This window comes from Paenibacillus sp. HB172176 (assembly GCF_011947265.1).
GTDB lineage: Bacteria > Bacillota > Bacilli > Paenibacillales > Paenibacillaceae > Pristimantibacillus.
The window spans coordinates 127557-140242 of the sequence record NZ_JAATHD010000002.1; the positions used below are offsets into that span (position 1 = coordinate 127557).

Sequence of the window (12686 nt, forward strand, 5' to 3'; positions counted from 1 at the left end):
AAGAAGATGGAACCTACAAAGCTTTGGATTAATGATGAATGGCTGGATGCGGATCAAAGCGTACCTTTGTACAACCCCCATACCGAAGAACAAATAGCGGAAATCGGCTATGCTTCTGCCACTCAAGCGGAGCTGGCTATTGCAGCCGCGGCCAGAGCCTTTGCTGTGAATCGCAACAAACCGGCCTATGAACGGGCTGCGGTACTCTCACGCGTTGCGGATCTCTTTCGGGAGCGGCATGAAGAAGCGGCTCAGCTTGTCGCGAAGGAAGCGGCCAAGCCTATTCGAGCAGCCCGCGGAGAGATCGACCGCACAATTGAGACCTATCAATTATCGGCGGAAGCGGCGAAGAACGTCTACGGCCAGGTAATCCCCATGGACGCGGTGCCGGGAGGCGAGAAAAATACTGCCTACACGGCGCGCGAGCCGCTAGGCGTTGTCGCGGCCATTACGCCATTCAACTTCCCGATGAATCTCGTAGCGCATAAAGTCGGTCCCGCCATCGCGGCCGGCAATACCATAGTATTAAAGCCAGCTGAGAAAACGCCGCTTTCGGCGCTCTTCCTTGCGGAATTATTCCGGGAAGCTGGGCTGCCGGCTGGCGTGCTCAACATTATTCCCGGTTACGGCGAAGAGCTGAGCGAGATATTGACGACGCATGAACAGGTTGCGTTCATTACCTTCACAGGCAGTCCGCGCGTGGGCAAGCTGATTCGCTCACAAGCCGGGCTGCGCAGAGTAACGCTGGAGCTCGGCTCGAATTCGCCGCTCCTGATCGACGAGGGCTTCAGCGATCAGGAGCTGGATCGCATCGCCGATCAAGCGATTACTGGCGCTTTCTCCTATAACGGTCAGATATGCATCTCCATTCAACGCATCTATGTACATGAGAACGTCTATGATGATTTTATCGATCGCATGGCCATTAAAGCTCAGCAATTGAAGATTGGCGATCCGCTTGAGGAAGACACGGATATCTGCTCTCTCATTACCCATGAGGCGGCGGAGCGTCTCAAAACCTGGCTTGAGCAAGCCATTCAAGGCGGCTCCAAGATTAGAAGCGGAGGTATATTCATTAATCATGTGATGCATCCAACCATTCTGACGAATGTGCCGCTGGACGCAGAGCTTAATCGCGATGAGGCTTTCGGTCCGATCGTGACCATCTCTCCCTTCAAGTCGTGGAGCGAAGCGATCGATCTTGCTAACGACTCCCAGTTCGGCTTGAATGCCGGAGCGTTCACCAAGGATATCCAGCGCGCCTTCGCCGCTGCGAAGGGTATCAAGTCCGGCGCCGTGCTCATCAATCAGATTCCGACCTTCCGCGTAGATCAGATGCCTTATGGCGGCGTGAAGAACAGCGGATCCGGCCGCGAGGGCGTCCGCTATGCGATGGAGGACATGATGGAGACGAAGCTGGTCAGCTTCCGAACAGGCGTATACGACGAAGAGTAATTTAAGCTTTCAAAGTGGAGCAGCACACGAAACGCCTCCGCTCACTTAAGATGAGCCGGAGGCGTTAAAAATGATACGTATATCCATTAATTTTATCTTATAAATCCTGCATTAGAAGAATTGCTGCGTATGCAGGAATTCAATATTGTTCTCGCTTATATTTATTGTAACGATAAATCCCAGCAGCCAAATTGAGAATACCCAGCATTAAAGCACAATAAATCGGCAGCATCTGGATGAACGTAGGCGCGGTAGGACCGTTGCCCATCGGACCGATTTTGGGTTGATTCAAATCCCAGTAGATATAGAAGATGAAGAAACTGGATAGCAGGATTACGAAAACACTCCATACAATAAGGAAGATATGCCTCTTCAATTTATCACCTCGCTTTGGTAACATTTTTCCTATTCATCTATAGCAATATTCGGTTGATTGGGATTTACGTTATCTATGTTTTCAAGAATCAACGTCTTCATTCTTGAATCATAACGGAAATGATATCTTTCAACCGCATCATCCCCTGCAGAGTATCCTCCTTGAATCACAAGTTCATCCCCAATCGATTGTATCTCATGAATCGGTGATCGCCCTATTTTATCCTGAACCTGCCCATCCTCGAAGGTAATGGATATAGGGAAAGCCTGATTCCCCGTCGTGCCGAAGAAATAGGTCTCAAGGGCATGGCAATCTGTATAATGCGGGGAGTAGATTAAGATTTCTATATCTCCTAATGTGATTCTCTTCATGTTCGTTGGATAATTGTCAGGCTGTACAATTGTGAAATCATCAGGGAATGTCAGGATGGAACGATCAGCCTCGTTCCCTTTCGGCTCCCAAATGACTTGAAAGGTTCCGCTCCACATGATATCGGTTTCCCTGCCTAAGCAGCTTGGCGCGCCTAATTCTGCTTCCGAAACTTGACCGACAGGCTTAATGATGAACTTGCCGCCCGTTGCTTCTCCAATCGCTCTTATCGACGCTCTTTCCGCTTCATTCTCCTTGTTGTTGCCTGCACGATTAGTCTTCGCGCTGCAAGCCGATAAGACAATTATGCTGATGAGCATAACGGCAAGCATTTTGAAGGGAAAACGCTCGACCATTCACAACCATCCTCTCCGCATCGTTCTAAGCTTATTAAGAATCACGTTTACCTCAACGGAAATTCCATACTAATTAAGACGAAAGCTTCAGCGCAAAGGTTTCTTCAAAATGCCCCCTTCCACAACTAAAAACTCGATGATCATGCCAGATGCTCTCCCCCCATTCAGACAATTAATCACATTAAATAAAATAAATCTGTTCATTCTAACCTCCACTTCGCTTGCAACACAAAAAGCAGCATCCGAAGATGCTGCTCAATTAGTTGACATAATTATTATTATGTCATCAAACTCGTTAACTTAACTTATTATTTGGGCTGGATATAACCTTCAGCCTTTAGCAGCTCCGCAATTAGAACCGCTCCACCTGCAGCGCCGCGCACGGTGTTATGCGACAAGCCAACGAATTTATAATCATAGATCGTATCCTCGCGCAAACGGCCTGTCGAAACACCCATGCCGCGCTCAATGTCGCGATCCAGCTTTGTCTGCGGACGATTCTCTTCTTCGAAGTACGTAATGAATTGCTTCGGCGCGCTTGGCAGTCCAAGCTCCTGAGGACGTCCGGCGAATTCCGACCAGCGCTTCAGAATCTCTTCCTTCGACGGCTTGTTCTCGAACGAAACAAACACGGATGCCATATGGCCGTCGAGGACAGGCACGCGAATGCATTGCGTCGTAATAAGCGGCGCGCTTGCTTTCACAATTCCGCTCTCATCGACGCTGCCCCAGATGCGAAGCGGCTCCTGCTCGCTCTTCTCTTCCTCTCCGCCGATATACGGAATAACGTTGTCGAGCATTTCCGGCCAATCGGAGAAGTTTTTGCCTGCGCCGGAAATCGCCTGATAAGTCGATGCGACAACCTTGGTCGGCTTGAAATCCAGCAAGGCGTGAAGCGCCGGCACATAGCTCTGAATCGAGCAGTTCGGCTTAACGGCGATGAAGCCCGTTGAAGTGCCGAGACGCTTTCTTTGCGCAGCAATGACTTCAAGATGTCCCGGATTAATTTCGGGAATGACCATCGGAACATCCGGCGTCCAGCGATGCGCTGAATTGTTGGAGATTACAGGCGTTCCCGTCTTCGCGTAAGCTTCTTCCAGCGCTTTGATCTCATCCTTCTGCATATCCACGGCGCAGAAAATGAAGTCCACATCGGCTGCTACTTCCTCCACCTTCGATGCATCTTGAACAATAATCGGTTTCACGTTGGCAGGAACATCTCCGGATAGCTTCCATCTGCCTTTGACTGCTTCCTCATAGGTTTTGCCCGCGGATCCCGCGCTCGCAGCTATCGATGTGACTTGAAACCAAGGATGACCATCCAGCAATTGAATGAAACGTTGTCCTACCATGCCTGTTCCGCCTACGATGCTTACTCTTAATTTATTTTCCATTTCTTCGTCCATTCCTCTCCGTTGTTCGCATTATTCATAATAGCTTATTCATTCCGGCATTCCTGCAACACTGCTCCATGATACCTGGCTGATACGAAGTAGCAACTCTTGGAATTAAAAAAAACCCCTCCCTCAAGACTGTGATGTCTTAAGGGCGAGATTTGTATACTCGCGGTACCACCTTAATTTCGCCGGCATGTCGCCATGCAAGCCTCTTCAAGTACGGCATGAATGCAATCATGATTATACTCTAGCCCTGTAACAGGAGCGCCTGGCTCATCATCCCCCATTGCTTGGGTTCCTATGAGCAGCTCGGAGTCTTTGTTCAATATCGACGACTTTGCTCCCTTTCAGCAATCAGGAGCTCTCTGTGAAAGCGCACGTATATCTACTCGTCTCGTCGCAGCTTTTGAATGTTGCGATTATTTTAACAAAAAAAACGTGCAACGTAAACCGTAACCTTGAAATTTCTCGAATTTAACAAGAAGAAATATCATTGGTTGAAAGACTGCGCTATCCTTTGGCGATTAACTAAGATAACATAATTATAGTTATGTCTACTTAAATATTCTCCTGCTTCAAGGCATCGATAATTCGCTCCTTGCGAACCTTGGCCGATGCGTACACCATGGCCGACCCGACAATGAAGAAGACGGCAACCACAACGATAAGCAAGGACATCCAAGGAAGCTCAAAGCTAAAGCTGAAGGAGTTCATCATCGCCCGATGAATGAGGATCATAACGATGATACTGAGCGGAATGCCGTATAATAAAGCTTTCACGCCATAGAAGATGCTTTCGTAATTGATCATCTTGTTGAAGCTCTTCGGCGTCATGCCGACCGAACGCAGCATCGCGAACTCCCTCTTCCGCAGCGCAATACTGGTCGAAATCGTGTTGAAAATGTTGGCAACAGAGATTGCGGTAATCAGCAGGATGAAGCCGTATGTGAATACCGACATTAACAGAATCGTCTGTTCATCCCTTTGCCTGCTCTGATACACATTGTACACATAGATGTTGTCCTGCTTCAATTGCTCGATATCCTGTTGCGTTTGAATCGGCTTGGAGCTGCTTACATAGATGCTTTGGGCAAAATGCACAACATCTTCATCAGATGTCTGCGTGCTGGCGGCAATGGCTTTCAGCACAGGCTCGGAAACAACGACATCCAGCGAACCCAGATAAGATCGAACGATGCCCATTGGCAGTTGATCCGTTAAAGCCTCGATTCCAATCGGGCTAATATCCTTCGGGTTATTGCCTTCGAAGTCCCGCTCGAATAATTGAATTTGATTGCCAACCTTCTGATGCACGGCTTCGGTCACGATAAATTTTCGATTAACATCGTCTCTATATTTAATGGTGTCAATCACAATAGCCGAAGGGTTGCTCGTATCCATCAGTTGATCATAGCTTGCGTCCGTCTGCTCCGCATAGGCTTTCAAGCTCGCATCATCGAGCGAATGCAGCACAATATTATATTGCATCTTCCCATTCTCGAGTCGATCCGGGAACGCTGCGACCTCCTCTTGCAGCTCATCCGCAATTTGCTCTTGGTCGAACCAGGCATAAGCATCCATGCGCATCATGATTGTCATGTTTTTCACTTCATCCATCGTTCGAATTCGATCAAGAAAGGCATTTCCCGCCTCATCCTTATTCACCGTGATCTGAATATCATAATTGGCGTTATCCTGCGACAATCTGACCGATTTCTTCAGATTATCGGTGAAGACAGAGACGGACATGAACAAGATGATGCTGATTACGAGCGAGAAGATGGTCGCTTGATATCTGCGTTTATTCCGCTTCATGTTCTTGAGTCCGATCTCGGATTCAATGCCGAACAGCAAGCGAACAAGCTTGGAGGTCCGAACCTTCCTTCCCGTCAGCTTCACATCCTGGGACTGACGTATGGCATCAATCGCCGATATCCGCGACGCCTTTCGAGCGGGAATATAGGTCGAGATGAACAAGGTCAGAATCGATACAAGGCACGCAATGGCGATCGACCAAGGCGTAACCGTAACCGTCAGCTTCGCCGTCACGCCAAGCGCGTTCTGAATCATGCTGTTAATGAAGAAGAAGGTAATGCCTATCCCGATTAACCCGCAGATGAAGCCTAGAGGTATGGCAATAAGACCGATAACGACCCCCTCGAAAAAGACGGAATTCCGCTTCTGGCGATTGGTCGCTCCAACGCTGGACAGCATGCCAAGATGTCTGGAGCGCTCCGATACCGAGATCGCGAAGGCGTTGTAGATGAGCGCAACCGAGCCGATAATGATAATCGAAATAATGATGACGCTTAAGGAGGTCAGCATAGACTGCAGACCGTCATTGTTCGTCAAGCCGTAGTATCGAAGCAAATTGTTGTTGAACAATATAAACGTCGAATCCAACTGCATATCCTCACCAAACGCAAGGGCATGATCGAATAGCTTGTCGTTCAGCTTATTCAAGACAACCGACGCTTGCACATGATCCTCTGGCCCCATCATGCTCTCATCGAAATACGTGTATGCCGCGTAGCTCGGGCCGAGCGGCCACGTCCAGGAAGGCTGCTCGATGATGCCTACAATGGTGTAGGTTCTTGCAACGGTAGGCTTTAATTCCTCAACAACCTCTCCATCTATCTCATGCAGTGGAGTATCGCTTAAATATAGTCCTTTGCTTTTTCCTTCAAAAGCATAACGGTAGCCCGCCTCGACCTCAATCTGATCGCCGATTGCCAATGTCACGCCGCCGTAGACGGCAACCTGATTGCTAAGGACGATTTCCTCAGGAGTCTCCGGAAGCCTGCCCTCATCCACCTTGAATGGATAGTTCTCGAATGCTGCAGTATTATACGCTTGAATATCAAGATAAGGCCGCTTAGGCGTTTGCAAGCCATCCAATTTCGCAAAACCTAAACCACTTGTATTTTGAACATTCACTAACATGAGCTGCTTCGTGGATTCATCTTCTTGAATCGCCGCTACTTGCTGCTTATTCACATTTTTATACTGTACATGCCAGAGCCCATCCGTCGCGATAGCTTCCTTCTTCATCATATTCAGGAACGAGACGCCCAGCGTCGCAACCGCCGTGATCATCGCTACGGAGATGACGACTCCGATAATCGTGACGAGTGTTCTGCGCTTGTTATGCTTCATATGTCGAAGCGTCAATCGGTTGACGATATTCATGGACGCACCACCTCGTCCTTGGCCAACCTTCCGTCTTCAATAGCGATGACGCGATCAGCCTGCAGGGCAATTCGTTCATCATGGGTAATGACGATTAAGGTTTGGTTATACGTCTTATTGAACATTTTGAGCAAGTCGATAATTTCGGAGCTGTTCTTGCTGTCGAGATTGCCTGTCGGTTCATCGGCAAGCATGAGCGCGGGATTGCTGATGAGCGCCCGGCCGATCGACACGCGCTGCTGTTGGCCGCCGGACAACTGATTCGGCAGATGATGAAGGCGGTTTTCGAGACCCAGCGTATTCACAATATGCTTCAGATGCTTCTGATCCACCTTGTGACCGTCAAGCAGAAGCGGAAGCGTAATATTCTCCTCGACCGTCAGCACCGGAATCAAATTATAGAACTGATAGATGAGACCGATTTGCCGCCGGCGGAAGATGGCAAGCTGCGTTTCGTTCAGATTATAAATAGCGGTCTGATCCACATTGACAATGCCGCTGGACGGCCTGTCCACTCCGCCAAGCATATGCAGCAGTGTCGATTTGCCCGATCCTGACGGACCGATAATGGCGACGAATTCGCCCTTCTTCACCGAGAACGATACATCATCAAGCGCTTTGACCGCCATTTCTCCCTTGCCGTATATTTTCGATAGATGCTCGATTTTCAAAATTTCCATTTCTCATGACCTCCAGCTTTCATTTGATAAGGTCAGTATAATTCCACTATATGACTTTGCAGTGACTCGCAAGTGACAATCCAGTCACTTTGCATGCTTATATAGCTTTATTCGAAACTCGGTGCCGCCGGCGGAAGAATCGCTCTTAACCTCGATGGCGCCGTTCTGGCTCGTTATGATGCTGTGGGCCATCGCAAGGCCGATCCCTACGCTCCCCTCGCCTGCGCTGGAGCCTTTGTAGAAGCGGTTGAAAATATGCGGCAGATCCTGCCTGGCGATGCCATTCCCGTTATCCCGAATCGCGATTTCCGTATACAAGACATTTTCGCCGTAAGAAATATGAATCATCCCGCCATGCTCCGTATGCTCGGCTGCGTTCTTCACGATATTGATGACCGCTTCCGTCGTCCAGTTGGCATCTCCGATGAAGGCGACTTCAGCATCCCCTTGCAGCTCAACTCGAAGCTCTTTGACATCGATGGGAATCGCAACAGCCTCCAGAGCCTTCTGAATGATCTTCTCGACCCGGACAGGCTCCTTCTTGAATACAATCGTTCCCGCGTCTATCTTGGACAGCTTGAGCAAGCTTGAAATCAGCCATTCCAGACGCTCCAGCTGGATTTGGATGCGATGCGAGAATTCCGAGCGTTTATCCGAAGGAAGCGCCGGATTGCTGAGCAAATCCGACATCATCATCATCGAGGTAAGCGGCGTCTTGATTTGATGGGAAATATCGGATATCGCATCGGTCAGCCGCTGCTTATCCTCTTGAAGCATGACTCCCTGCTCTGTCAGCATAAGCGTAACCTTGTAGATTTCATTCTTCAAAATGCTGAGCTCTCCTTCGACATTATCGCGAACATCAAGCGAATATCGGCCATTGCCAATCTCGCGAAGATAACCCGACAGCTCCTCGATTGCGCGATATCTGCGCGTCGTGTAGAAGAAGAAACAGCCGCCAAGCAGCGCGGAGGCAAGAAGAACCATCCATGCCGCAGGCGGCGTTATCAGATAAGCAGCGAGAGAAACAACCAGAACAATCCCGGCAAAAACGGCGAGAAGCAGTTGAATTTCCTTATTGCGAAGCATTCGAGTCACCCGCCTTATACCCGAGACCGCGCACGGTCTTAATGATCTCCGGATTTTGCGGATCATTCTCCAGCTTCTCTCTCAGCCGCTTGATATATACGGTGAGCGTATTATCATTCACGAAGTCGCCCGCAAGATCCCAAATTTGCTCCAGCAGCTGGTTGCGAGACAGCACCTGTCCGATATGGTTGGCGAAGATGAGAAGCAGACGATACTCGAGCGCCGTAAGCACAACCTCTTCACCGTTCTTGAACACCTTGCCCTCCAGCATGTTAACGCTAATATTTTCGATGGATACATCGGATCTTGATTGCGGCTGCTTCTGATATCTGCGCAGCACAGACTTGATTCGCGACATCAGCTCGCGAATGCGGAACGGCTTCGTAATATAATCATCAGCGCCCATGTCCAGGCCCATGACGACATTCCCTTCATCATCAACGGCGGTCAGGAAGATGACCGGCACATCGCTGCTTTGCTTCACAAGCCTGCACAACTCATAGCCGCTGCCGTCCGGCAAGGTCAGATCGAACAAACAAAGAGCGAAGGAGCTGAGCTCCTCCGCTATCCTTGTCTTTGCCGTAGCGGCGTCAAACGCCAGCGTCACAGCGTATTGCTCTTGCTCGAGGGAATATTGCAGCCCCGCGGCTATCGTTCTATCGTCTTCCACAAGCAATATTCGCATAAGCCTATCCACTCCTTAAGCGTCCTCCCATTTGCTCTTGAAGAACATCTCGTACACCTTGATGGAGATAATCTTAATAATCATATAGATCGGAATAATGAGCAGAATGCCGATAATACCGGCAATATCTCCGCCCACCAGAACGAGAATAATCGTAGTCAGCGGGTGGATCGATAGCTGCTTGCCGAACACATAGGGCGCAATGACGTTATCTTGAATCTGCTGAGCGACCAGAATGACAATTAGCGACCAGATGGCCACCGACGGCGATTCGATGAACCCGATAATGACAATCGGCACCGAGGACAGAATCGAGCCGATGAACGGAATGAAGTTCATAATGACCGCCACGACTGTGAGCAGCAGTGCATATGGAAGGCCGATAATGAGAAAACCGACATACATAAGCACGCCAAGCGCCAGATTGATGAGCACGCGGCCGATAATGAAATTCGAGAGCGAATGATCGATATCCGCAATAACCTCGGTCGCCTCGCCGTGGAAGCGTTTCGGGAAGAAGCGCACCAGCGTGCGTCCAAATCGGCCGTTCTCCTTCAGCATGTAGAAGAGGAAGATCGGGAACACGATGAGCACCACTGTGATATTCGAGATAACCGACACCAATCCGGACACATAATCCGTCAAGAATGAGAAGCCTTTGTTCAAATAATTCGTGAGCTCGTTCAGCGGATTCATGTCGGTTGGCAAATATTCAGACAGAAAGCCGCTTTCCTGAATTTCTTCGAGCTTGTCGCTCAAGGAATTGAACAGATCAGGCGCATTGTCGACCAGGTTGACCAGCTGAGTTTGCAGCGACGGCCAGACGCCGACGATAAAGCCCGCAATCAACAGTGCGAAGAAGAGATAAATGAGCAGAACAGCAACGGTTCGATTCACCTTGTTTCGCTCCAGCAAATTGACGAGCGGACGCAGCAAATAATAGAAAAAAGCAGACAGCATTAAAGGAATTGTAATAATCGTAATCGCCGACAACAGCGGCTTGAAGATGAAATTCACCAATGATCCCACATAAATAATGGCGAGCACCAGAATGACGGCGGTGCAAATCTTGATGAACGAATTCAGTTTGACCATAACCTCTCTCCTATCTTTTGAATGATCCAAGCTATGTATACGTATTACCCTCAAAATTAGATTCAAAGCTTCATATACTGCTTGAGAAAGAGCAAATCCCGTTCTTGAACAAAGGTGCCCGCATATGATTTCGATTGATTTCGTTCCATCAGTTGAATGGCTTTTGTCGCATACATCCATTGCACGGCTGCATAATCGTCCGGCTCTTCACCATCAGCGGCCTTCTTGCTCTTCCCGTACGACAATGCCGCGAAAGCATAGGAGAACTGCATGAACTCCTGCTTGTCCCGATATTCGATAATGAGTCCGATTGCATCCTGCAATTCGATCCGTACGCCAAGCTCGGACTCCGCTTTGCGGAGCAGTGTGTCTTCCATAGCTTCTCCGCCAGCCAAACCTCCGCCTGGCAGCATATAATAATTATCCTCTTGCCTGTAGAGCAGCGCGATCTTGCCCATCTCATTCGAGACGATGGCTCGAACGGAGCGTCTGAACCAGAACTGGCTGCCGCTTCTTCTCGACGAACGATCACGCTGGCTTATAGATAAGTCCTTCTCATAGATTTCATGCAGCAGCTCCATATGCACGTATTCCTCTCCCGCGCTCTACAATTTGCACTACCTTATTGACGCTTCAAAAACGAGAAAAAAACCGACATACCTGTCAGTTTTTTTCAATTCTATTCTCGTGACTGTTCGATCTCCTTACTGCAGAGAACAACCTCTTCATAGCTTAAGTTACCGCCGAACAGATCGAGCGCGCTTCCGATGGTCAGATCGAGCCTTCCGCCGGATATCTCGTTGAAACGCGTCATATCCGCTAATGATCTGGCTCCTCCCGCATAGGTCGTCGGAATCGTCGTCCAAGCGGACAAGTCCCTCACGAGACTTTCTTGAATGCCGCTCTGTTTGCCTTCCACATCAACGGCATGTACGAGAAATTCATCGCAGTATTGCTCCAGATAACGAATGCTGTCCGGGCTCACCTCGAAATCGCTGAATTGCTTCCACTGATTCGTCACGACATACCACTTGCCATCCTTCTGCTTGCAGCTCAGGTCGATCACAAGCCGGTTTTTTCCGACTTCGGCGACAAGCTTCGCGAGATTTCGCTCGTCAAGCATGCCGTCCTTGAATATGTAAGAGGTGACAATGACATGCGTCGCGCCATTCTCCAGATAGAAGCCGGCATTGGCATCCTTGATGCCGCCGCCGATCTGCAAGCCATTCGGATATTGCTTCAGCGCTTGCAGGGCGGCGGCTTCATTGCCGGGTCCGAGCATAATGACATGGCCGCCCGTCAATTCATCCTTCCGGAAGCGCTCCGCATAATAGGCGGCATCGAAGGTGGATACGAAGTTTTCAATCAGCTTATCGTTTAAAGTCTCTCCGACGATCTGCTTTACTTTCCCGTCGTGAAGATCAATGCATGGTCTGAATTTCAAAAGGATTCCCTCTATTCTGCTTATGTAGGATTAGTCTTATTTTGACATAGAGGCTCCTGCCTGCGCAACATCAATCAAGCATATTAATCATAAAACTGCATATGATTCATGTCCGAGCGATAATAGTCGAGCCTCTCGGTCAACGTTCCGGTATGCAGCTCGAACATATGGCCGTCCGGATCGAGGAAATAGATCGATTTCTTATCCCGAACATCTCTTGGTCTTCCAGCGAACATCTCCACATTCAAATCTTCAAGTCTCTTCAAGGTTGTCTCGTAATCCTCCTCGGCTATGGAGAAGGCGATATGCGTATAGGAGCGCGCCTGGCTTCGATCGATTTCTTCTTCGTTCAACGCAATCCATAAGCCGTTCAAATCGAAATAAGCGAGCTTCCTGCCCCTTACCTTTAGCTTTGCTTCGAACACCGTTTCGTAGAAGGCGATGGATTGCTCCAAATCTGAAACCGAAAAGCATAAATGATTAATAACTTGTAGATTCATCAAATAAGTTCTCCATTCTATATTGAGACAACCTCTATCCATTTCTTTCAT

Annotated in this window: 11 protein-coding genes and 1 other annotated feature; of the genes, 1 reads left to right on the plus strand and 10 read right to left on the minus strand. The window is 49.0% G+C overall.

Annotation, left to right across the window (positions count from 1 at the left end; all coding sequences use genetic code 11):
• Nucleotides 1–6 precede the first annotated feature (6 nt).
• Nucleotides 7–1455: an aldehyde dehydrogenase family protein gene (locus HFP08_RS02910; RefSeq protein WP_168119019.1), complete on the plus strand. Its 1449-nt coding sequence runs from the start codon at nucleotides 7–9 to the stop codon at nucleotides 1453–1455.
• Between the two features lie 405 nt (nucleotides 1456–1860).
• Here the strand turns inward: HFP08_RS02910 and HFP08_RS02915 are convergent, their stop codons facing one another.
• From HFP08_RS02915 to fosB, 10 genes are all read right to left on the minus strand, one after another.
• Nucleotides 1861–2556: a hypothetical protein gene (locus tag HFP08_RS02915; RefSeq protein ID WP_168119020.1), complete on the minus strand. Its 696-nt coding sequence runs from the start codon at nucleotides 2554–2556 to the stop codon at nucleotides 1861–1863.
• Between the two features lie 308 nt (nucleotides 2557–2864).
• On the minus strand, nucleotides 2865–3950 hold the full coding sequence (gene asd / locus HFP08_RS02920) for an aspartate-semialdehyde dehydrogenase (protein WP_168119021.1): 1086 nt from the start codon (nucleotides 3948–3950) through the stop codon (nucleotides 2865–2867).
• A 147-nt stretch (nucleotides 3951–4097) separates the two neighbouring features.
• Nucleotides 4098–4363 (minus strand) — a binding site (T-box leader).
• A 148-nt stretch (nucleotides 4364–4511) separates the two neighbouring features.
• The gene (locus HFP08_RS02925; RefSeq protein ID WP_168119022.1) at nucleotides 4512–7142 is read right to left on the minus strand and encodes an FtsX-like permease family protein; all 2631 of its coding nucleotides are present in this window, start codon (nucleotides 7140–7142) and stop codon (nucleotides 4512–4514) included.
• On the minus strand, nucleotides 7139–7822 hold the full coding sequence (locus tag HFP08_RS02930) for an ABC transporter ATP-binding protein (protein WP_168119023.1): 684 nt from the start codon (nucleotides 7820–7822) through the stop codon (nucleotides 7139–7141). The genes HFP08_RS02925 and HFP08_RS02930 overlap by 4 nt, the downstream gene beginning before the upstream one ends.
• Before the next feature lie 84 nt (nucleotides 7823–7906).
• Nucleotides 7907–8911, minus strand: coding sequence for a sensor histidine kinase (locus tag HFP08_RS02935; protein WP_168119024.1), 1005 nt, complete (start codon nucleotides 8909–8911; stop codon nucleotides 7907–7909).
• Nucleotides 8898–9596: a response regulator transcription factor gene (locus HFP08_RS02940; RefSeq protein ID WP_168119025.1), complete on the minus strand. Its 699-nt coding sequence runs from the start codon at nucleotides 9594–9596 to the stop codon at nucleotides 8898–8900. The genes HFP08_RS02935 and HFP08_RS02940 overlap by 14 nt, the downstream gene beginning before the upstream one ends.
• 15 nt (nucleotides 9597–9611) lie before the next feature.
• Nucleotides 9612–10691: an AI-2E family transporter gene (locus HFP08_RS02945; protein ID WP_168119026.1), complete on the minus strand. Its 1080-nt coding sequence runs from the start codon at nucleotides 10689–10691 to the stop codon at nucleotides 9612–9614.
• A gap of 62 nt (nucleotides 10692–10753) precedes the next feature.
• On the minus strand, nucleotides 10754–11272 hold the full coding sequence (locus HFP08_RS02950) for an NUDIX hydrolase (RefSeq protein ID WP_240941094.1): 519 nt from the start codon (nucleotides 11270–11272) through the stop codon (nucleotides 10754–10756).
• Nucleotides 11273–11370: 98 nt separating this feature from the next.
• Entirely contained in the window at nucleotides 11371–12135 is a 765-nt protein-coding gene (hisA, locus tag HFP08_RS02955; protein WP_168119028.1) for a phosphoribosylformimino-5-aminoimidazole carboxamide ribotide isomerase, read from the minus strand.
• A gap of 83 nt (nucleotides 12136–12218) precedes the next feature.
• Nucleotides 12219–12635, minus strand: coding sequence for a metallothiol transferase FosB (gene fosB, locus HFP08_RS02960; RefSeq protein ID WP_168119029.1), 417 nt, complete (start codon nucleotides 12633–12635; stop codon nucleotides 12219–12221).
• Nucleotides 12636–12686: the final 51 nt, after the last annotated feature.